The organism is Aridibaculum aurantiacum, assembly GCF_017355875.1.
Taxonomy (GTDB): domain Bacteria; phylum Bacteroidota; class Bacteroidia; order Chitinophagales; family Chitinophagaceae; genus Segetibacter; species Segetibacter aurantiacus.
Genome location: NZ_JAFEWC010000001.1, coordinates 1,572,501 through 1,592,915, shown reverse-complemented (window position 1 = coordinate 1,592,915; position 20,415 = coordinate 1,572,501). Strand labels below are relative to the sequence as shown.

Here is a 20,415-nt window from a genome sequence, read left to right as displayed (position 1 = left end):
AGATTGATATCAATATACACCCCTGATCTTAGCTTTTATTTTTTCATTGTATAAGTCACGTAACTGCGCGTGAACTTCTGTAGGTAACGGTGAAAGATCAGATGCTGCAGTATTGCTTTCTACCTGCGATACTTTTGATGCACCAGGAATAACTGTAGTTACTGCATCATGATCCAGTATCCAACGCAGCGCCAATTGCGCCATATTATCTCCTGGCAAAATTGCAGCAATCTCTTTTGCTAGTTGTACACCATCATTGAACGCAACACCAGCAAAAGTCTCTCCTACATTGAACGCTTCCCCATTAGCATTGTAGTTGCGGTGATCTGTTTCATTAAACACATAACCTTCATGAAACTTACCAGAAAGTAAACCACTGGCTAACGGCACGCGTACGATGAGCGCAACATTTTTTTCTTTTGCCTTTTCAAATATTTCATCTGCCACATGCTGCCTGAAAAGATTAAAGATGATCTGCATTGAAGCCAGCCCATCCTGTTCCAAACAAAGCAAAGCCTCCTCTGAAGTTTCTACGCTTACACCCCAATGCCTGATAAGCTTTTCATCCTGTAGCTTCCTGAAATGATCGAATACATCTCCTTTACGCAATTCATCAGTAGGTATACAATGCAATTGCTCCAGGAATAACTGCGAAAGCTGGAGATTTTCCAAAGAATTCTCAAGGTGGGCTTTCATTCCATCGTAGCTAAAGTTCTGCGGCCAGCCACAACTTCCATCATGACGTCTGCCAAGCTTGGTAGCTACATACAGATCTTTGGTTGTGGTCTTTAAAAATCTTCCTATCACCTTTTCACTTATTCCCGATCCGTATACATCAGCTGTGTCTATAAAGTTTCCACCTGCGTCTACAAAAGACTGAAGTATGGCAAATGCTTCATCATCATTTACAACGCCCCAATCGGCACTTCCCAATTGCCATGTACCTAATCCTATTTCTGATATTTCTGTCCCTCTGAATGACCTGTAGTTCATATATAATGTATTGAAGCTTGAAAAATATTTTTCAAAAGTAGAACATGTAATACAAACCGTAATATCCTGCTGCACATCAACAATTACCTTTGCATGATGATTACGCATGTGGTAAAAAGAACGGATACTTCTGATCCAGGTTTTCAACAGTTAGTACATAAACTGGATCATGAACTTTGGAACGAACTCCTGGAGGACCAGGCAACATACGATCCACTAAATAAAGTTCCTGATATAAAAACTGCAGTGCTTGTTTATGTAAATAATGAAGCTGCTGCATGTGGTTGCTTCAAAGAATATGCAACAGGAACCATTGAAGTGAAACGCATGTTTGTACAAAAAGAATATCGCGGAAAAGGTTTATCAAAAATTGTATTGCAAGAATTAGAACAATGGGCAAAAGAACTAGGTTACCATTCTGCCTTACTGGAAACAAGTATTCATTTTGATGTTGCCATCAACCTATACAAAAGCAATGGCTATGTGCAGGTAAAGAATTATCCACCTTATGAAGGATTTGAAGAAAGCATTTGCTTAGGAAAAAGATTGACCATTGAATGATCAGTTGTTGAGCATTATTCACCTACACCGATGCTTGGTTATGCAATGCAACAAGTGAAGTTCATTTACCTACATAGATGAATCATTTACTACAGGTACCTCCGCTGATGTATATCATGTTTGATGAACAAATACGCAAATAATTTTGCTATCAACCAGTTGATAAATGTTACATCACATGAAAGCCTTTCTCACTCTTGCTTTTGCTCTTTGTTTATTCTCGTGCAAACAACATGTTGAAAAAGCAACAGAATCTCCTTCTCCCATAGAGATATTAATGAAAGGCAACAACCGGTTTCAAACCAATAAACCTATACATCCCGACCAGGCAGGTTCTCGCCTAAGAGAGCTTACTGAAGAACAACATCCTTTTGCTATTGTTATCAGTTGTTCTGATTCACGTGTACCGCCTGAGTTAGTTTTCGACCAGGGGCTTGGTGATCTTTTTGTCATTCGCACTGCCGGGCATGCGCTGGGCGATTATGAACTTGCCAGCATTGAATATGCTGTTGAGCATTTGCATATGAACAATATCATTGTATTAGGTCATGAGAATTGTGGTGCCATCAAAACGCTTATGGAACATCCTACTGGAAAGCTACCCGGGCACCTTAATGACCTTGTACAATACTTACGGACAGAACCCGAAGAACAAGACCTATTTGCACATAGAAACAAGAATTTAAAGAAAGCGATTGTTGCAAATATTGAACATGCGGTATCCACCATTGCGCATAGTCAACCCATACTGAAACCAAAAGTGGATCATGGTCATTTGAATGTTTATGGCGCTTACTACCACCTCTCCAATGGAAAGGTTGACCTGGTGAGAAAGTAAGAGCAGGAACTAGGCGGAATAACATTTGCTATCCTGTTGATAAAACAGATGATTTTACCTATTGGTGATGACAATAGAGACCGCCGAATCTTTCCCTTCATTAATTATTTACTAGTAGCACTCAACATCTTTGTTTTCTTTTACTGGCAACAGTGGGGAAACAATGTGCCTTTCACTTTTGCATTTGCTACCGTACCTGCAGAAATATTGACAGGGACTGATATCATTACTGAAACAAAAGTGCTTACTGATCCTTACACGGGTCAGCAGTTTGATATGCCGGGTTTGCAACGTACACCCGTAAATGTATACCTCACCTTATTTACCTCTATGTTTATGCATGGCGGTCTAGCGCACTTATTTGGCAATATGATGTTCCTCTGGATCTTCGGCGACAACATAGAGGACGCGCTGGGGCATATCAACTACCTTATCTTCTATTTGCTTTGTGGAGTCTTGGCGAGCCTTAGCCACGTATTCAGCACATTGGTATTAGGTCAGAATACTCTCATACCCTCACTTGGTGCTTCGGGTGCCATATCGGCTGTGCTGGGAGGGTATATCTTATTGTTTCCAAAAAGAAGCGTTCATGTGTGGACATTCTTTTTCATAAGCACTATCCCGGCGTTCATAGTTGTTGGGCTTTGGTTTGTTTTCCAGGTGCTAAATGGTCTTGGAACACTTGGTGGAGAAGAAGCTGGTGGAGTGGCTTACGCCGCCCACATCGGCGGTTTTATCTTCGGCTTGTTGCTAGTAAAAAAGTTTGTCAGTAAACGTACTGTGGTGCGAAGAAAGAGGTATTAAATCTTTTAATTATTACTTGTGAGTGTGGACACTTATTTGATGAAAGCAAATAATGTAGTTCGCTTTTGCAATTGCAGGCTACTTGTCGGAGAGGTAGGCGGCGATTGTTACAATCTTTGTCTCTTCAAAGCTTTCGAGGGCAAGAAGGTCTTTGTCACCAGTGATCAGGTGAGTAGCTTTTCCGTCAGCAGCAAGCGACAACAAAAAGTTGTCTTTCGGGTCTCTGCAAGCATCTACAATACTGGTAACAGTAACAAATTTTGAGCAGAAACTTAGCTCTTGCAGCAGATCTCGTAAATCAGCCAAAGAAAAGTACTTCTTAAATTTAGGCCTCCTTGCTACTTCAAGAAATTCATCGATTAGTTCCTCGCTAAATAAAATTGTAACTGTCTTTTCTGCAATCAACTTATCAAGAGAGGAAAAGTCTTTCGTTAGCAAAAAACTAATCCAAAGGTTCGTGTCAATAATGACTCTATCCTGTGTTTTTGCCATAGCGTTTTGCTCTTAGTGTTTCCACTTCTTTTGTGATGTCTTCCAAAGAAGGCGGATTGTCAGCTGCTTTTGTACGTAATTTATTAATGCTCTTCAAGAAACCGTCTTCTGATGTTTGCGTAATGGAAATGAGGTTTAGGTCGGCAAGATTTTGCAATAATTTTGCTGCTTTCGGGTTCAATATGTTTACCTGATATGTCTGCATAACCAAATATAAGAAAAACTCAACCGGTACTCCTTTGCTCACTATAAGTACCAATGAAGGTTTCACCGATTTACAAAAATTACCTTTTCAACTGTAAAAAGAAGAGCCTGCAAAAGCAGGCTCTATAATAATATCTATTCAAAATAGTGAAGCTTCTAATTCAAAAGTCCCATCATTGAATTGAACAACTGATCTTTTGTAAATGGCTTTGTAAGGAAAATATCTGCACCATTTTCAAGCGCAACATCTTCAGCAGAAGCATCATAACCAGATATCATAATGATCTTTATACCAGGGTAATGCTGCTTTATATAACGGATGAAATCAATTCCAAAACCATCAGGCAGTTTATTATCAAGGATGATCACGTTAGGATTTTCTTGTCCAAGATATTCTTTTGCGGATTTCAGATCTTTCACATGATCAAGTTCCACATCGTTACCATTCAGCATAATGTTCAGCAGCAAGCACATATCACCTTCGTCTTCAATTATCAGGGCCTTCTTCAGCTTCTTACTTTCTAAAGTAATGTTTGACATAACCAGGATTTAAAATGTTTTGAGATTGGGTTTTGTTGTTAATAGTAAAAAATCGTTCCAACTATTTTTTTATAATATCTGGTTACCAATGCCCTACTCGTAAAATGTCATTCATTTTCTGCTACTACAAAACCAGCTTAAACCGGAAGGCGCTCTGCAGGCATCATTTTATTATAAAAATTCAACTACAAGCCCCTCCAGGTCATGAATAATCAACAGCATACAGATATAATTTTAATTGGCGCAGGTATCATGAGCGCCACTTTAGGCACGTTATTGAAACTGCTTAACCCCGGCTATAGCATCAGGATATTAGAAAGACTGGATAAAGCAGCCGCCGAAAGTTCAGATGCGTGGAACAATGCAGGCACCGGCCACTCGGCATTTTGTGAACTGAATTATACACCTCAGAAAGAAGACGGTTCTATCGATACTTCAAAAGCAGTGAAAATTGCTAGTTCATTTGAAGAGTCGAAACAGTTCTGGAGCTTCCTTATAGAGAACAAACTGGTAGAGGTGCCACAGAATTTCATCAGGAGGGTGCCCCACATGAGTTTTGTATGGGACGATGCTGTTGATTATTTGCGCGCCAGGTATGACACCCTTACGCGTTGTCACCTTTTCCGCGACATGCAATACTCCGAAGATCACGAACAGCTAAAACAATGGATGCCGCTGGTAATGAACGGCAGAGACAAGAGCCAACGCGTGGCTGCAACAAGAATGGAAATAGGTACGGATGTAAATTTCGGCTCGCTTACCCGCTGCATGTTCGAGTACCTGCAAAAGCAAGAGAATGTAGTAATGCAATTCAACCATGAAGTGCGAAGACTGAGACAAGACAGGAAACGCAATTGGCATATCCGTGTGAGAGATATAGCTACCGGTGAAAGAACAACCTACACGGCCAATTTTGTTTTTATTGGAGCTGGCGGTGGCGCCTTGCCTTTGTTGCTGAAAGCAGGCATACCAGAGGGTAAAGGCTACGGCGGATTCCCGGTAAGCGGGCAATGGCTTCGCTGCAAGAATGAAAATGTTATACAGCAGCACAGCGCTAAAGTTTACGGCACTGCTTCTGTTGGCTCGCCACCTATGTCTGTACCTCACCTGGATACCCGGTGGATCAAAGGAAAAAGAGAACTTCTATTCGGTCCCTATGCAGGCTTCACCACAAAATTTTTAAAAGAAGGTTCTATTCTCGACCTGGTAAAATCTATCAGGTTGTCCAACTTATGGCCAATGGTGGCTGCGGGTTTTAAGAACATTCCGCTCACCAAATACCTCATCAACCAGGTAAGGCTGACGCCGGAAGCACGCTTAGAATATTTGACACATTATGTGCCCGATGCGAGGATGGAAGATTGGGAAATGGAGGTAGCGGGCCAACGCGTACAGGTGATAAAGAAAGACGAAAAAGAAGGCGGCATTCTTGAATTTGGTACCGAGGTAGTAAGTGCGGCAGATGGCACAATTGCATCCTTATTAGGTGCTTCACCTGGCGCATCCACTGCAGTTTCCATAATGATTAATTTGCTGAAAAGATGTTTTCCAAATGAATTCAACTCACCCGAATGGCAGCGAAAACTAAAGGAGATCATTCCTTCTTTTGGTGAGTCGCTGGCAGAAAATGCAGACTTACTGCAGCGCTTACGAGCTCATACAGAAGCTGTACTTCAGTTAGAACAACCAGTAGCAGTAACATAAAAAAATAGAAATACTTGAGTTCATCTTTTACTATACGTAGAACAATAAACTATACACGGAAATATAAATTCAAACATCTAAACCTCTCATTCCTGGTAAGCATTTTCAAAATGTATAATACTTACCTTAGTAGCAACAAGAACAAAACTTGAAACGCTACCTGTTATACATATATACTCCTTCGCTGCGCAGTTGGAGAGGGTTGATCCTTTTGCTCTTCCTATATACTATTACAAAAACAAATGGGCAGGAATGCCCTCCCAATATTGATTTTGAAGCCGGCAATTTCACAGGTTGGACCTGCTATACCGGCACCACTCATGCAGCAGGAACTACCAATGTTATGGCGCTCATGCCGGTAAATGCCCCTGTTCCTGGGCAGCATACAATTTACCGCGCCGGCACAGGAGAAGTAGATCCTTATGGCCGCTTTCCTGTTACCTGCCCCAACGGCAGCGGGTATTCTGTAAAGCTTGGAAACGATATGGGCGGCGGCCAGGCTGAGGGAATTGCTTATCAATTTACCATCCCTGCTAACAACAATAATTTCCAGCTGATCTATCATTACGCGGTTGTTTTTGAGGCGCCCCGCCACCAGCCTCACCAACAGCCGCGCATGGAAACTGAAGTTCTCAATGTAACGGACAACCGGTTTGTTAGTTGTGCCACCTTTAGTTTTATTGCCGGCTCAGCACTACCAGGCTTTCAGCATGCAACAAACACAGTTGATACTACAGAGGTGCTTTATAAAGATTGGTCTGCTGTTTCGGTTGATCTTTCTGGTCTTGCCGGCAAAACGATCCGGCTGATCTTTAAAACAGCAGACTGCACCTTTGAACGTCATTTTGGATATGCTTATATTGATGTGAACAGCGAATGCAGCAGTACGTTTGTCGGCGCAAATTTTTGCCCAGATGATACAGCTGTAAATGTAGTAGCACCCTATGGCTACCAATTTTACACATGGTACGATAGCGCAAAAACAACAGAATTAGGCACAGGCCAGGTTTTGACAATGAGGCCACCTCCAGCCTCTGGCACTACCGTAGCTGTAAGCGTTGTTCCTTACAGTGGCTATGGCTGCGAACAAACATTTTATGCGCAATTGATGGATACATTATCTGTAAGAGCAAATGCAGGTAACGACACTTTATCATGCAACCGCGCTCCAGTTCAGATAGGTAAACGACCTATACCGGGGTTGGTTTATAGGTGGGAACCGGCAACAGGATTATCCGATCCATATGTGGCGAATCCGATGGCGGCGCCGGATACCACCACTACCTATGTGCTTTATACCAGCAGTAGTGGCGGTGGGTGTAAAACATCAGACACGGTGGTGGTTACAACTTCCTACATAGATAAAGCGGTACAGCTTATCGGTAAAGAAGGTTTTTGCCAGGGCAGTGGCGATAGCGCCGTTTTAGAAGTGGCGCCTCAAAGAAGAATTCAATGGCTAAAAGATGGAGTAGTAATTCCAGGCGCTACTACTAATAGGTATAAAGTAAACGCTCCTGGTGTTTATTCCGCGAATATTCAAAATGTGGACGGCTGCGCTGTCAGCACTATTCCCAGAAGGATAGTAATAGAAACACCTGCTACGCCCGTACGTTATGCTGATGAATATGCTTTGGAAAATCAACCTCTTCAACTAAACGCCCGACGCATTGGAAGTTCAGTATCCTGGTCGCCAGGTTTCCAGCTCAATAACAGGAATTCATTTACACCCATCTTCAATGGCACCAGGGAGCAGTTGTATACAATAGACATCAGGACCATTAATGAATGTAAAGTGGTAGATACCCTGCTGGTAAGAACTGTAAAGCAGGTAGAGATTATTGTTCCTACCGCGTTTACACCTAACAACGATGGACGGAATGATTTGATAAGACCAATCCTTTACGGCGTGCGCCAGCTAAAGACATTCAAGATATTCAACCGTTGGGGACAGATCATGTATGAAACCAACCAAATGAGAAGTGGCTGGAATGGCATGTTTAAAGGACTGCAGCAACCACCTGGCACCTATGTATGGATAGCAGAAGCCATAGGCGTTGATGGGAAAAATTACAGTACAAAAGGAAGCTTCGTCTTGTTACGGTAACAAAAGCTTTAATTGTTTTGCGCCATCACCAGTAGAACATCATTACCACGCATTAAATGCAGGCGTCCATTGCTTATCCTAAACGAGTTTACTTGGTTGATCTTTTCTAGAAAATCTTTCTCATCAAATTCACCTATGCATTCCATTCTTGTAGAAGGATTGGCCGCTTTAATCGTTAGTTTATTTCCTGAACTGGTATACCTACCTGCAAAGCGGTTACAACCGGTAAAGCCGGTGAAAGTGTGGTTCTTTCCAAAAAAGCTAATGCTGGGTGGCTGAGGCTTATGCATGATTTCTTTCTGCTGCGGAGTTATCTGTTTCTCCTGCTCCCTTATCATCTGTATCTCGGTTTCAGTGGTCACTACAGTACCTCCTCCAACAGTTTCTGTAGTAGTGGTCGTCTCCCGTTTCGTTTCAGTACCTGGTGCAGGTTTCTTCTTATACACCTCCTGCATTCTTTGTTTATTGGCTGCTTTAACGCCAGATACCAGCGTCCAACTTCCTTCCAACCTGCCCGGCGTTTCTCCCCTACCCTCTACTGGTATATAAGCTTCGCCGGTGACAAGTATTGAATCTTGTGCTTGCATAGTAGAAGTAACGAGTGAAATTAATAGAAGAAGAATAAGGCTTTTCATACTGCTTTTTCAGCTAATCATTCAATAATGCTGCCAGTACAAAAAAAGCAGGAGCCCTGGTGGAACTCCTGCTTTCGCTTTTGTAAAAATATTTATACAGTTACATTCTTAAATAACTCATTCAGCAGGCCTGCAAGACGAACACCGCCTTTCAGCATCTGGTCGTACATGGTTTGCTGGTGCCTGAAGTTGTATTCATACATCAACTTCTGGTTCGGCTGCTTTATTTCTTCATGCAATACATTACTGATAGAATACGACTCGTATAGCCACTGACTTATCGGCTGGCTTTGCCACGTTCTTCTCTGTTGTTTATTGGTGAAATTGATAGCACGTACCATTTCTGTATAGCTCAGGTCCTGGAAACTTACCAGGTGCTCATCCCACACCCTGTGCAGGTTACTTGGCTCATTAAACCAATTCACCTTCACCTGGTTGCCTCCAGTGGTTCCTTTGGCACTTACGTGCAATGGCTGGTGAAGGTCGCCAACAATATGTACTATCAGGCGCAGGTACATGGCTTTGGTTTCTTTCGGCACATCTTTCTTCTTCATCTCCTCCATCATAAAGTTGAGCTTGGTATATGCATCTACCTCTTTATCGGATGCAAGGAAATCCTTCATTTGCTGGTACGAAAGACCTTGTTCAAAATTAATATAGTGCCAGGTATTCAGGTAGCGGTAGTTGCTATCTGACTTTATAAAATCTGCCCAGTTGCTGCCCATTGCCAGCGTTTCATTACCCACCAGCTTACGGATCTTTCTTTTTGTAGCACCTGTTAAATAACCTTGGGCTATTTCGCCCACTACTCTATGTCCATTTTGTCCCCAGGCTAAAGACTCCAGTGGCAGGTGACAGGCCATGCAAAAAATAACGATCCATAACAAAAAGGATGAACGCATAAAACTTAGTTTGAAAATTTTGCGCTAAACTATGACATAAACCGTGAAGAAGAAGTGAACGAAACAGCACAGCCTGGTTATTTCACCGGCTTTTACCAACTATTTACTTATATGTTACCTTCTTTACCCACACCTGCTGAAGCTGCACCGTTTCATATTAGCATCATGTTTGCAACACTGACCTTATCAGTCAAAAAAAAGATATGGAATTAGTGGATGTGATCATCATTGGTGGCGGGCCTGCAGGCCTGAACGCTGCCGTGGTTTTAGGAAGATGCAGGCGCTCCGTTTTGTTGTTCGATACAGAAAGCTACAGGAACAAATCTTCTCATGGAATGCATAATTACCTTACCCGCGATCATGTAGATCCTGTAGAGTTTATCAAAATATGTCATGAAGAGCTAAAGAAATACGGCGTTCAGCGGATAACGAAAAGAATAGTGAATGCACGCAAAAATGATGAAGGCTATTTTGTAGCAGTGGATAGCGAGGGTAACAATTACTATAGCAAGAAATTATTAGTAGCAACTGGCCTTATGGATAACCTGCCTAAGATCCCAGGCTTTGAGAAATATTATGGCAAGTCAATCTTTCACTGCCCTTACTGCGATGGTTGGGAAGTACGTGACAAACGTATAGGTGTTTATGCAAGAAATAAAAATGGCTGGGAACTAGCACTGGCACTAAAGGGCTGGACCGATAAAGTAGTTCTTTATACTGATGGTAAGCAAACTGTAAAACCATCGCAAATGGAACAGTTGATGGCAAATGATATTACAGTTGTAACTATGCCGATAGAGCGTGTAGAAGGCAATGAGCACCTGGAAACCATTGTTTTTAAAAATGGAACTACAGCACCGGTAGATGCTATATTCTTTGTAAATGGTTTTACACAACAATGTAACCTTGCCGAAGCTTTTGGCTGCGAAATGACCAACAAAGGCGTAGTTAAAGCCAACAAAATGCAACAGACTAATATAGAAGGATTGTACGTAGCGGGAGATGCCGCAAGGGATATGCATTTTGTAGTGGTCGCTGCTGCTGAAGGAGCCAAAGCAGGTGTAAGCATCAATAAAGAATTACAACACCAGGTAACGATGGCGAACGTAGAGAAAGTAGCCGAAACAGCAGTAGTAGGCATTTAACGCTTCATGTATGCCAGCTGCGGAAGGATGGTATATCATTTGGACATCTAAAGCAAAATATCAAGCATATGTTTTTAAGGATAGCCGTCATTCTAAGTGTGATCAGTACAGCAATATTTACCAGTTGTTCTACAGCCAGCAATACTAGCGGCACTAGCAATTCTGAAGCAGTAAACCTGGTGAAGCAACGATCATATATTTTCCAGGCTCAATCTATCACTCCACAAGGAGGAGGTTTGCGTCCATTAACGCCTGAATATGAATTGACCGTTTCAAAAGATACTATTCATTGCTTTTTGCCTTACATGGGCAGAAGCTTTACTGCTCCAATGGATCCAAGGCAGATAGGACTTGATTTTAATTCTACTAATTTTGAATACCAGGAAACCGCACGCCGCAATGGAAGAATAGAGATAACCATTATACCCAAAGACAACCGCGAGGTCAGGCAAATGAACTTATCCGTTTCGCCAGATGGATTTGCTATGCTGAATGTAGGAATGCTGAATAAACAACCGGTAGCTTTCAACGGCATTATTATTCGCCGCACTACTGACAGGCGATGATTTGATTTACCAACTCCTACAGACGCTTTCATTTTGTATTTTCCGCTATGGAATATTTTGTAAGACCCGGTAATGTTGTTAGAGAAATCTGGGGTAAGAGCGATACCATACTTTTTATTTTTGCGGGTGCCTCTGCTGAATTTGCTTTGAACAAAGCAGTCGATTGGCTATACTTCACTGGTCGCTTACCAGCCGATCCAATAGGCAGGTTATTCTCAACTGTTCGTTATGCGAGAGAGATTGTTTTTTCGCCACGCGATGCCGCACTTAAAGCCATTCATAAAATAACTTCTATACACCAGGGCGTTGAAAACAAAAGAGGTTCAGTAATTCCTATGTGGGCTTACCGCGATGTTCTTTTCATGCTTATCTACTATTCTATTGCTGCGTACGAATTGCTCGAAAAGAAACTTTCAGATCCGCAAAAAGAAGAAGTTTACCAGGTGTTTTACGAGATGGGGATCAATATGGGTATTGAAGATCTTCCAGCTACTTATAAAGCATGGCTTCCGGTGCGTGAAGCACATTTACAAGCAGACCTGGCAGTTAGTGATCATTCCATTGACCTTTTTAAACAGTACCGCAAGCACCTGGGTGCTGCACGTTATGCCATATTAATAGAAGGTCAAAAACTGGTTGTTCCAAAGCGGGTTGGCGAGCTACTACAATTTTCATCTATCCATTGGATGGCTCCTGTGGTACCTATCTTCAAATTCAGCCGGCTCATTCATATGGACAAGCTAATTAAAGCAGCCATTTTACCTTTTAAGTATAAAGATGATTTTAAAGCACTGGAAGAAAATTTACATGAACCGGTAAAATAGATTCTGCCTGTCAAGGCAAAAATTGTCTTGAGAATTTCGCAAAACTTCAAAGTCAGCTCATCAAACAGTTCGTGCATTGCTTGCTATATGCAAAGCAAAAGCAGCAATAGCAAGGTCTTTTAAAAAACTGATCAATGCCATTTGCTGCATCTCTACATCGCCTGCATGCATGTAATTTGGAAGATGAATAGTGAAAACAAAAATTGCAAGCATGGTTGCTAATAATATGGCAGACAACCGCACCATTTTATGTAAAAGAAATGAAATGGCTGCCAGTATAAATGCGGTACCGGTAATATATACCCAAATAATTCCGCCAGGTATATAAGAAGGAACAAACACTAATAAATTTTTGGGATACATGTAATGGTATATTCCAAAAATGATCATCACAACAGCAAGTATTATGATGGAAATTCGGGAGGTGAGCTGCTGGTTCATATTGTCGTATTTAATTATATTAAGTTACTCTAATATTTCCACGAAACCCTTCAACAGCCAGTTAAATAAAATGATTGGAATGATAAGTTTATAGATGGTTAATCCACGTTGCACCTTAAATTTTTATACCTTCTACAGCAGCAGCAATAGCTATATTTATTACTATAAAATGAAAAAAAGGCACCTGGTAAGATGCCTTTTTAATAAAGGTGAAAATGATATTCAATCTTCAGTTTTAATACTGGCTTTATCTAGGCTAAACCGCATCTGTTTCATTTCTTCAATGGTTGGACGAAGACGCATTCTTGATTTATTGAAAACCATTATTCCATTTTGTTTTCCTTCCCGCAGTTTCTTTTGCTCCTCTTCCGGCAGGTTGTATACATGTTGACATTCAGGCGTACAACAGCCATCATATTTAGCTGCGCAAGCTTCACACTGGATGAATAATAAATGGCACGCATCGTTTTTACAATTAGTATGTGTATCGGCAGGCGTTCCACATTGATGACATTTAGCAATCACATCCTCTGTTATACGCTCTCCCAGTCTATCGTCAAACACAAAGTTCTTTCCAATGAATTTGCTTTGGATACCATGTTCCTTTACCTGCTTAGCATAATTGATTATTCCACCTTCCAGGTGAAATACATGATCGAAACCATGATGCAGCATATAAGCACTTGCTTTTTCGCAGCGAATGCCACCAGTACAGTACATAATAATGTTCTTGTCTTTTTTGTCCTGTAGCATATCTACTGCCATTGGCAGTTGTTCACGAAAAGTATCAGAAGGAACTTCAAGCGCTTTGGTAAAATGTCCCACTTCAAACTCGTAATGATTGCGCATATCTACAACAATAGTATCCGGATCTTCCAGCAGTTGATTCATCTGCTCAGCATTCACATACTTACCCTTTCTCTCCATCGAGAAATTAGGATCATCAATACCATCTGCCACTATCTTTTCACGCACCTTGATCTTCAAAACCCAAAATGATTTACCATCATCGTCTACGGCAATGTTCAATCGAATTCCATCTAAAAAACTGAATGAATATAGAAATGCTTTCAGGGCTTCAAAATTGGAAGAAGGAACACTTACCTGTGCATTGATCCCTTCTTTCGCCACATAAATACGCCCGAATACCTTCAGGGCATTCATGCCTTTGTACAATTGATCTCTAAACTCTTGCGGGTTAGCAATAGGATGATACTGGTAAAAGCTGATAGTTGTGCGGGGCTGGGTTTCCTGGTACAGCCTCTCTTTAAGTTCCTTTTGAGAAACACGGTTGTGTAGTAATGCCATATAATATTTTTTAAGCCACTCATCATTTGGTGAATGATGCGTGTTCCATGATACAATGGACCCATTTGCAGGATGGGCAAAAATTGCGCGGCAAAAATAGTCTTGCTGCTCCAGAATAATTATGACGAAAAGCAGAATTAAGAAATCATCTTATTAAAAGTTTTGACTAACAAGGACAGCATGGATGTTTTAAAACCTAATTATTAATGCTCCTCTCCACGAAGTATAACAGGCACAGAGAAACGAATACCAGAATTATTACCAGAAGCATGATTGGTGAAGGATCGAACATAATCAATCCTGAAAACCTTCAGAATATTCTCGACACCAACAAAGGCTTCAGTGTAATAAGTGCCATTGTTAAGGTACAATAGGTTGCTACCTGTAACCAAAAACCAATTCAGCTTCTTAAAGCCCGGGATCTTATTTGTAAGTAAACCATTCAGGTGGTATTCAATATGCGCTGTGGTAGATAGGCGTTGCGTATTGCTAAACGTATAGAACGGCATCAATTGGAAGCTTTGCAAGTAGCGAGAAGCAGCATTGTATTGGTTAGCTAAATAGTGCTGGTAGTCGGGTAAATAGGCACTTTTGGAGTGGATGAAACCACCTGCTGTTGCCCTGTAACTAAGCCGTCCCAAAAGCTTCAGGTTTATATCGTCGTTCACTACAAACTGCCAGCGCGAAAAATCTACATCACTACCGGCAAGGCCTTTTATACCATGGGTATAAGCAAAAGACAATGTTGGATACCTGGAACCAATATTGATCTTCCTGTCAGGCATTTCTATATATCGGGCGCCTGGTTGCCAGGTTACACTAAAAGTAGCCTGCAAAGCCTGGTGTCTTGGCAATGGCAGGTTAGGGGTAAAGAAGCGGTCTTCAAGGTCGCGCCATTTATAATCAGTGGTGTTTACCATCTGCGACCTGTCCTGGAATTGCACATTAGCACCAATGGTAAAACCCTCTCCTATTCCAGCTGAATATGCAGCACGCATATAGGCGGCTTCATATAACTTTAAATAATTACGTTCGTAGTACAGTGTGCTGATCGTGTTGGTTCTCGGCAGAATTGGATTATTGTTGTCAAACTGGTAAACACGCCTACCGCCTGATAGTGATACTGTGGAAGAATATTTCTTACCAAAAGTATATGCTGTAGTTAAGTGGGAATTGAACCGCTGGTTACTAAATCCATATCGTATTGAAGGAATGATAGCTAGTCGTTTTCTTCCCGTTTTAGAAAATCGCTTAACTATTTGTGGAGCGAAATTTATCACAGCTCCTTCCATGGTATTGTAATTCACAATATCAAGCAGTGCATCAACTGACACAGTAAGCAACTGCTTTTCTTTACCGAATGTTTGGCCGGTTGTAATAAGTCCCATTACGTTTGGCTGGTTACGTTTCCTGTCAAGCGAATCCAGGTACTTAGGATCCTGCCGCGCTACCTCCAGGCTATCCTTTTTCTGGTAGTCCTTTACCTCCTCCTCCAGCAGCGGAACCGGCCTGGCCGTATCCCAATAGGAAGCAGGCTTTTTGTTGGAGCTGTCGTTGTACTTCAGGATAGTGTTATCAAAAAAACCTTTTGCAAAAACAGGATTTAAATTGAAGTCATCGTAGACCTGCAGAAAATACCCATGCATATCAAAACCAAACATTTTTATAGCAGGGTAAATTGTTTGTTGTTTGATGGTCCATACATTTCCTGCCGGCACATATAGTTGTTCGATACGGAGCGTATCAACAAACTGCATCTGGTTCTCTTTATACAGAATCAGTTGCACACTATGTACCCGCCATTCATTTTCTATAATGTTGATATAACCATTGAACAAAGGCTCATACTTTCGCTTTGGTGCTACGCGTATGCGGTTGATCATTTGGTTGTTTTCAAAGAAGGTACCTTCTAGTTTATAATTATAAAAATTAAGAGCACCGATAGCTATAGGCGAAATAAAACCACGAGGATTTAAATTTCCGAGCATAATATTATCCTGGTAAAATGAAAATACCTGCGGGCCACTAAAACCAAAGGCGTCGCTGTTTCCACTTACTTTAGTAGACAATACCTCAATCTTTTGTTTGTTTCCATCAACAGAAAGTTTAGCTACTGTTTCGCTCAAAAAGAGCACTTTCTTTTTGCTGGTGTCACCATCTTCAAAATCAACTTTTTGTCCCATGAATTTATTAGGATGATCACGGACTTTAAGCTGGCCTTTGGCGTACACTTCAGCCTGGTATTTCTTTATTTCATTCTCGTAATCCGGCTTCTTTTTTATTGTGTTTCTGATGATCTCATAAGCAGGGTCCTCACCTTGTTTTACAACTACATTTCCAAGATCGTACTGCTGCTCAGGTAGTGCAAAATCCACTTGCTGATCACTATTTGTCACGGTTACTGTCTTTTCCAAACTACGATATCCAACATGTTGAGCAACCAGCGTATAAGTACCCGGATCGAGCATGATAGAATATTCTCCTTTTACATTTGCTGAAGTGCCTTTCAATGTTCCCTTTACCAGGATAGAGGAAAAAGATAGAGGCTGATTGTTTTGATCAGTTATTTTACCGGATATTTTTCCTGCAAAAGAAAAAATGGGAAGAATGAAAAAATGAAGGAAGATTAGGGTTCTCATGAGTAGTTATTGTAACGAATATAGCAGTAGCTTTTTTTATTTCAAACGACTGGTATCTTACAGCCGCTTCATTCTTCTGCCAAAGCCACAGCAGATGTTTTTTCTTTTTGCTTTGGGAAAATTAAACTTCTTAATAGGCTTCCTGAGAATGCAGCCATCCCGGCTACCAAACCTCCTAAAAAGGCCGTAACCATTATCAAGTAAGTAGTTGATCCTTGCAGGTAAAGAATAGACGCTACTCGTTTGGCGAGTATATCATCATTTTGAAAAGAAATAACCATAGCAATGGTAGTCCATAAAGTGACCAAAGCTCCGGAGCCGGTAGCCAGTGCTGCTGCTGGTTTTTGTGGTATAGCCACAGCTACAATAAAAGCTGCCACAGCAATTATCCACCATGGGAAGAATAAACTACCTGCAAAAGCAAGCAGCATCGTAAGAATATAAGCAGAGAAATTCTTCATGAAGGTTTATTAAGGGGTGAAAGTAATTTTCCACTTAATAGCGGGATGATTAGCAGCTTGTGATTGTTTTATAAACAGAAGCTTGTAGAATTTACCGTCTGCCCAATTATTAATGAAAGTATCATAATACTTGCTGCCGGGGTTACCACTCTGGCCACCGGGGTAAACACCATAAGCTTCTATTTCGTCCGTCAGGTGAACTACCATGCGCCAACTCGGGCCATGATATCTTTTGGTAGCGTTGATGATATGTTCACCTCCACCAATAGGAAGGTGAAGTCTTCCTAATGCGGATGTACGTAACAGATGCCGCACGCCTGTGTCTTTATATTTTGCCCACGCCAGGTTGTTCTTAGCTGATGCAATTTTCAATTCCTTTGCTGCACTCTTAAAAGCTGTTAGAACCTTTTCATTGATTGTTTCTACCGTAGGTGTTCTTATGTCATCAATGAACTTAAACGAACTATCCCTGGTGATTGCTTCTAATAAAGTTCCTTCATCAGGCCAGCGTAACGGAAGTTTCGTTTGAGCAAATTCATCGCCCCAAACTTCTGCTTCCAGGCTATCCCACCAAACTTTAAATATGGTAGCACCTTCAGAAGTGGGATCGTTATATAGGTTCCATCCCACAAAATTTTCATAAAGCTCTTTTTCATCATCCGCCAGCTTTCCTGCATCCATGTATTTCACCAACACCGGCCGGGCCATTTCAGCAAACACATTGTAGTTGTTGGTTTGCAATTGCATCATGTCATTGGGTGTGATATTGTTCATTTGGTTCAACAGCCGGTTTATGATAACGCCGCGGTACACGGGGTAAGAGCCACCCAGGTAGTATGGGTAAGTATTATCGACAGGAAGCTGGTTGGCACTGCTCACAAATCCACGTGGCGGATTAAGCATCATAGGGTTTTCATTAGCAGGTATATCTCCTTCCCATAGATAAGAAGAGTCTGTTCCAGGCATTGGGAAATCACCTTGCCTGAACCACTTTGCTGGAAATGCGCCTTGCTGGGTTATAGCTATATCACCGGTCTTTGTTGCGAACAACATATTTTGTCCGGGTGTCTGGTAGGTGCTGATTGCCTGCTTATAATCATCGTAATTATGGGCACGGTTAAGCATGGTAAATGTCAACAGTTCATTGCTTCCCTCGTGTGCCTTCCATTTTACCGCGTAATACTTTTTGTCTCCTAACTTATTCTCGTATTTGTGATCGTACATCACTGGACCAAAAACGGTCATAGCTATCCTTTCTACAACATCTGGTTTGCCCTTGACTTTAATTACTTCAGTTCTAAAGGTGGATTTGTGCCAGCTTCCATTGTACATGTACTCCTGCATGCTGCTGTCCCTGAATTGTATCTCGTAGTAATCCCGAACATCGCGCATGGCATTGGTAAAGCCCCACGCACTGCTATCATTAAAGCCAATTATTATAGCAGGTGAACCTGGAAATGTAGCGCCGTAACTACTGAATGTAGGAGTAGTTAATTGCATTTCGTACCACAGCGAAGGCAGGTTTAATCCCAGGTGCGGGTCATTGCATAATATGGGTCGTCCACTTTGGGTTTTACTTCCTGCTACTGCCCAATTGTTACTACCGTTGTCTTTGTCAGGTTTTACTAGTGTGGATTCCAATTGTGCCTTCCTTCCAAAGTATAGAGAATCGGCGCTGGCGGGTTTTGTCAATGCCAGTCCTGCTTTTTGAAAAACGGTTCCCTTTGGCACCATGGGATCTAAAAAATCCTGGAAGGCGGGGTATAACAATTCAAAATCTTCAGCAGAAAAAAGCTGCTTTGCATTACTCATTTCAAAATCCCACTCCGAACCTGCAAGATCATAGGACATATATTTTAGAAACAATGCCGTTTTCATATTTGTCCACGGCTCGGGAGCATAATTCAGCAGTTTATACTCTAGCGGTAATTGATGTGGCTGCAGTGATTGTATGTAGGAATTCACTCCTGCTGTGTATGCATCTGTTTCAAGTTTGGTAATAGCATTGGCTTCCATTTCCTTAAGAGATTGCTCGGCACCATACACCATTCCTAACCTTCTGAAAAACCTATCAAGTGCCAGGAAATCTGTCTCACCCACTTTCTCACCCATTATTTCACTAAGCCGGCCACCAGCAGCATATGTTTGAAAATCCATTTGCCAAAGCCTATACTTAGCATGCAAATAACCTTGCACGAAGTATGCATCACGCTCATTGTCAGCATAAACGTGCGGCACAAGTCGCTCATCAAAATATACATCTACTTTACCTTGCAAACCTGCAAGCTTCAATTCACCATTCGGTTCTGTAAACCTACTTTCAGCATTTTGCCAAAACCCGTGTTGCGGACTTAAAAATTTACCTAAAGGAGGTACAGTGGTGCCTGCCAGATGCAGTTGTATGTTGAGAATATATATCAAACCAATAGTGGAAAACAAAGAAACCAGGAAAGCAACAAAACGCATAAAAAGCAATTATAGCTTGAAAATAAGGATTTTAAGAAAGACAGAATCCTTAATCAGCTGTATAGTTTCATCTATTACAACAACGCAGTGTGCGGATGGAAACATAAGAGCTTGTAAGCTTTGATACATGTAGCCAGAGTTAAAGATATTTGCAACTCACAGAACCTATCACAATGACAGAAGAGCAATCACAATACGATAAAAACATATTAGGCCTGAAACTGCCTACCGATCCGCGGTGGGTAGACCTGGCGAATATTTCGTTAGAAGAAATACTGACAGATCATGCATACTGCGAACAGAAAGCAGCTACCAGTTGCATTTCCCTCATTCAACGTTATTCAGAAAAAGAGAAACTAGTAACAGAACTCGCTCCCATCGTTACTGAAGAATGGGGCCACTTCAGGCTTGTTTTAGCTGAATTAAAAAAGCGGAACTTGAAGTTAGGTCGCCAGCGTAAAGATGAGTATGTAAATAAACTGATGGAGTTTCAGAAGAAAGGCGGCAGTGAGGCAGAAACCTTATTAGATCGCTTATTGATATTTGCTCTTATAGAAGCTCGCAGCTGCGAACGCTTCAAACGTTTAAGCGAAGGATTGAATGATCCATATATGTCAAACTTCTATCGCCGTTTCATGGAAAGCGAAGCGGGTCATTACACGCTCTTTATTGAACTGGCGGAAACATACCTGGATAAAGAGGTGGTAAGAAAACGTTGGCAGGAGTGGCTGGAATATGAAGCCCTTGTCATCCCAAAACTAGAAGTTCGCGGCGACAGGATGCACTAA

Annotated in this window: 20 protein-coding genes; 9 read left to right on the top strand and 11 right to left on the bottom strand. The window is 41.5% G+C overall.

Annotation, left to right across the window (positions count from 1 at the left end):
* Positions 1 to 9: 9 nt before the first annotated feature.
* Positions 10 to 993, bottom strand: coding sequence for an aldo/keto reductase (locus J4N22_RS06640; RefSeq protein WP_207493120.1), 984 nt, complete (start codon positions 991 to 993; stop codon positions 10 to 12).
* A 93-nt stretch (positions 994 to 1,086) separates the two neighbouring features.
* Here J4N22_RS06640 and J4N22_RS06635 point away from each other — a divergent pair, with 93 nt between their 5' ends.
* The 3 genes from J4N22_RS06635 (at position 1,087) to J4N22_RS06625 (ending at position 3,196) form a co-directional block, all read left to right on the top strand.
* A complete protein-coding gene (locus tag J4N22_RS06635) occupies positions 1,087 to 1,554 on the top strand; it encodes a GNAT family N-acetyltransferase (RefSeq protein ID WP_207493115.1) in 468 nt (155 codons plus the stop codon).
* Positions 1,555 to 1,732: 178 nt separating this feature from the next.
* The gene (locus J4N22_RS06630; protein ID WP_207493110.1) at positions 1,733 to 2,392 is read left to right on the top strand and encodes a carbonic anhydrase; all 660 of its coding nucleotides are present in this window, start codon (positions 1,733 to 1,735) and stop codon (positions 2,390 to 2,392) included.
* 48 nt (positions 2,393 to 2,440) lie between these two features.
* A complete protein-coding gene (locus J4N22_RS06625; protein WP_207493105.1) occupies positions 2,441 to 3,196 on the top strand; it encodes a rhomboid family intramembrane serine protease in 756 nt (251 codons plus the stop codon).
* A gap of 78 nt (positions 3,197 to 3,274) precedes the next feature.
* On the opposite strand, the gene J4N22_RS06620 is transcribed toward J4N22_RS06625, so the two are convergent.
* The 3 genes from J4N22_RS06620 to J4N22_RS06610 form a co-directional block, all read right to left on the bottom strand.
* Positions 3,275 to 3,688, bottom strand: coding sequence for a putative toxin-antitoxin system toxin component, PIN family (locus J4N22_RS06620; RefSeq protein ID WP_207493100.1), 414 nt, complete (start codon positions 3,686 to 3,688; stop codon positions 3,275 to 3,277).
* Positions 3,669 to 3,893 (bottom strand): hypothetical protein, encoded by a 225-nt coding sequence (locus J4N22_RS06615; protein ID WP_207493087.1) that lies wholly within the window; start codon positions 3,891 to 3,893, stop codon positions 3,669 to 3,671. Before J4N22_RS06615 ends, J4N22_RS06620 begins: the two co-directional genes overlap by 20 nt.
* 155 nt (positions 3,894 to 4,048) lie before the next feature.
* Entirely contained in the window at positions 4,049 to 4,432 is a 384-nt protein-coding gene (locus J4N22_RS06610) for a response regulator (RefSeq protein WP_207493084.1), read from the bottom strand.
* Positions 4,433 to 4,636: 204 nt separating this feature from the next.
* Here J4N22_RS06610 and J4N22_RS06605 point away from each other — a divergent pair, with 204 nt between their 5' ends.
* Positions 4,637 to 6,136 carry a malate:quinone oxidoreductase gene (locus J4N22_RS06605; protein WP_207493080.1) on the top strand — a complete coding sequence of 500 codons (1,500 nt, stop codon included), beginning with the start codon at positions 4,637 to 4,639 and terminating at the stop codon, positions 6,134 to 6,136.
* Between the two features lie 148 nt (positions 6,137 to 6,284).
* Positions 6,285 to 8,240, top strand: coding sequence for a T9SS type B sorting domain-containing protein (locus tag J4N22_RS06600; RefSeq protein ID WP_207493074.1), 1,956 nt, complete (start codon positions 6,285 to 6,287; stop codon positions 8,238 to 8,240).
* A gap of 8 nt (positions 8,241 to 8,248) precedes the next feature.
* Here J4N22_RS06600 and J4N22_RS06595 read toward each other — a convergent pair whose 3' ends face one another.
* A complete protein-coding gene (locus J4N22_RS06595; protein WP_207493071.1) occupies positions 8,249 to 8,827 on the bottom strand; it encodes an META domain-containing protein in 579 nt (192 codons plus the stop codon).
* A 140-nt stretch (positions 8,828 to 8,967) separates the two neighbouring features.
* On the bottom strand, positions 8,968 to 9,777 hold the full coding sequence (locus J4N22_RS06590) for a S1/P1 nuclease (protein WP_242692080.1): 810 nt from the start codon (positions 9,775 to 9,777) through the stop codon (positions 8,968 to 8,970).
* 203 nt (positions 9,778 to 9,980) lie between these two features.
* Here J4N22_RS06590 and J4N22_RS06585 point away from each other — a divergent pair, with 203 nt between their 5' ends.
* From J4N22_RS06585 to J4N22_RS06575, 3 genes are all read left to right on the top strand, one after another.
* Positions 9,981 to 10,922 carry an NAD(P)/FAD-dependent oxidoreductase gene (locus tag J4N22_RS06585; RefSeq protein WP_207493067.1) on the top strand — a complete coding sequence of 314 codons (942 nt, stop codon included), beginning with the start codon at positions 9,981 to 9,983 and terminating at the stop codon, positions 10,920 to 10,922.
* Positions 10,923 to 10,990: 68 nt separating this feature from the next.
* Positions 10,991 to 11,488, top strand: coding sequence for a DUF4251 domain-containing protein (locus J4N22_RS06580; RefSeq protein ID WP_207493062.1), 498 nt, complete (start codon positions 10,991 to 10,993; stop codon positions 11,486 to 11,488).
* A gap of 47 nt (positions 11,489 to 11,535) precedes the next feature.
* On the top strand, positions 11,536 to 12,312 hold the full coding sequence (locus J4N22_RS06575; protein WP_207493058.1) for an oxygenase MpaB family protein: 777 nt from the start codon (positions 11,536 to 11,538) through the stop codon (positions 12,310 to 12,312).
* A gap of 60 nt (positions 12,313 to 12,372) precedes the next feature.
* On the opposite strand, the gene J4N22_RS06570 is transcribed toward J4N22_RS06575, so the two are convergent.
* The 5 genes from J4N22_RS06570 to J4N22_RS06550 form a co-directional block, all read right to left on the bottom strand.
* Positions 12,373 to 12,753: a DoxX family protein gene (locus J4N22_RS06570; RefSeq protein WP_207493053.1), complete on the bottom strand. Its 381-nt coding sequence runs from the start codon at positions 12,751 to 12,753 to the stop codon at positions 12,373 to 12,375.
* A gap of 222 nt (positions 12,754 to 12,975) precedes the next feature.
* On the bottom strand, positions 12,976 to 14,061 hold the full coding sequence (gene trhO, locus J4N22_RS06565; RefSeq protein WP_207493049.1) for an oxygen-dependent tRNA uridine(34) hydroxylase TrhO: 1,086 nt from the start codon (positions 14,059 to 14,061) through the stop codon (positions 12,976 to 12,978).
* 203 nt (positions 14,062 to 14,264) lie between these two features.
* Positions 14,265 to 16,700 (bottom strand): DUF5686 and carboxypeptidase regulatory-like domain-containing protein, encoded by a 2,436-nt coding sequence (locus tag J4N22_RS06560; RefSeq protein ID WP_207493044.1) that lies wholly within the window; start codon positions 16,698 to 16,700, stop codon positions 14,265 to 14,267.
* Positions 16,701 to 16,768: 68 nt separating this feature from the next.
* Entirely contained in the window at positions 16,769 to 17,161 is a 393-nt protein-coding gene (locus tag J4N22_RS06555; RefSeq protein WP_207493038.1) for a hypothetical protein, read from the bottom strand.
* Between the two features lie 9 nt (positions 17,162 to 17,170).
* A complete protein-coding gene (locus J4N22_RS06550; protein ID WP_207493033.1) occupies positions 17,171 to 19,627 on the bottom strand; it encodes a penicillin acylase family protein in 2,457 nt (818 codons plus the stop codon).
* Positions 19,628 to 19,800: 173 nt separating this feature from the next.
* Here J4N22_RS06550 and J4N22_RS06545 point away from each other — a divergent pair, with 173 nt between their 5' ends.
* A complete protein-coding gene (locus tag J4N22_RS06545) occupies positions 19,801 to 20,415 on the top strand; it encodes a MiaE family protein (RefSeq protein ID WP_207493028.1) in 615 nt (204 codons plus the stop codon).

What these genes read in the sequence shown, in the direction of transcription:
- J4N22_RS06570 (WP_207493053.1), bottom strand. Translation starts at nt 12,753, where the DNA reads ATGAACCAGCAGCTCACCTCCCGAATTTCCATCATAATACTTGCTGTT.
- J4N22_RS06550 (WP_207493033.1), bottom strand. Translation starts at nt 19,627, where the DNA reads ATGCGTTTTGTTGCTTTCCTGGTTTCTTTGTTTTCCACTATTGGTTTG.
- J4N22_RS06590 (WP_242692080.1), bottom strand. Translation starts at nt 9,777, where the DNA reads ATGCGTTCATCCTTTTTGTTATGGATCGTTATTTTTTGCATGGCCTGT.
- J4N22_RS06585 (WP_207493067.1), top strand. Translation starts at nt 9,981, where the DNA reads ATGGAATTAGTGGATGTGATCATCATTGGTGGCGGGCCTGCAGGCCTG.
- J4N22_RS06580 (WP_207493062.1), top strand. Translation starts at nt 10,991, where the DNA reads ATGTTTTTAAGGATAGCCGTCATTCTAAGTGTGATCAGTACAGCAATA.
- J4N22_RS06635 (WP_207493115.1), top strand. Translation starts at nt 1,087, where the DNA reads ATGATGATTACGCATGTGGTAAAAAGAACGGATACTTCTGATCCAGGT.
- J4N22_RS06630 (WP_207493110.1), top strand. Translation starts at nt 1,733, where the DNA reads ATGAAAGCCTTTCTCACTCTTGCTTTTGCTCTTTGTTTATTCTCGTGC.
- J4N22_RS06615 (WP_207493087.1), bottom strand. Translation starts at nt 3,893, where the DNA reads ATGCAGACATATCAGGTAAACATATTGAACCCGAAAGCAGCAAAATTA.
- J4N22_RS06625 (WP_207493105.1), top strand. Translation starts at nt 2,441, where the DNA reads ATGATTTTACCTATTGGTGATGACAATAGAGACCGCCGAATCTTTCCC.
- J4N22_RS06555 (WP_207493038.1), bottom strand. Translation starts at nt 17,161, where the DNA reads ATGAAGAATTTCTCTGCTTATATTCTTACGATGCTGCTTGCTTTTGCA.
- J4N22_RS06595 (WP_207493071.1), bottom strand. Translation starts at nt 8,827, where the DNA reads ATGCAAGCACAAGATTCAATACTTGTCACCGGCGAAGCTTATATACCA.
- J4N22_RS06605 (WP_207493080.1), top strand. Translation starts at nt 4,637, where the DNA reads ATGAATAATCAACAGCATACAGATATAATTTTAATTGGCGCAGGTATC.
- trhO (WP_207493049.1), bottom strand. Translation starts at nt 14,061, where the DNA reads ATGGCATTACTACACAACCGTGTTTCTCAAAAGGAACTTAAAGAGAGG.
- J4N22_RS06560 (WP_207493044.1), bottom strand. Translation starts at nt 16,700, where the DNA reads ATGAGAACCCTAATCTTCCTTCATTTTTTCATTCTTCCCATTTTTTCT.
- J4N22_RS06640 (WP_207493120.1), bottom strand. Translation starts at nt 993, where the DNA reads ATGAACTACAGGTCATTCAGAGGGACAGAAATATCAGAAATAGGATTA.
- J4N22_RS06575 (WP_207493058.1), top strand. Translation starts at nt 11,536, where the DNA reads ATGGAATATTTTGTAAGACCCGGTAATGTTGTTAGAGAAATCTGGGGT.
- J4N22_RS06545 (WP_207493028.1), top strand. Translation starts at nt 19,801, where the DNA reads ATGACAGAAGAGCAATCACAATACGATAAAAACATATTAGGCCTGAAA.
- J4N22_RS06610 (WP_207493084.1), bottom strand. Translation starts at nt 4,432, where the DNA reads ATGTCAAACATTACTTTAGAAAGTAAGAAGCTGAAGAAGGCCCTGATA.
- J4N22_RS06620 (WP_207493100.1), bottom strand. Translation starts at nt 3,688, where the DNA reads ATGGCAAAAACACAGGATAGAGTCATTATTGACACGAACCTTTGGATT.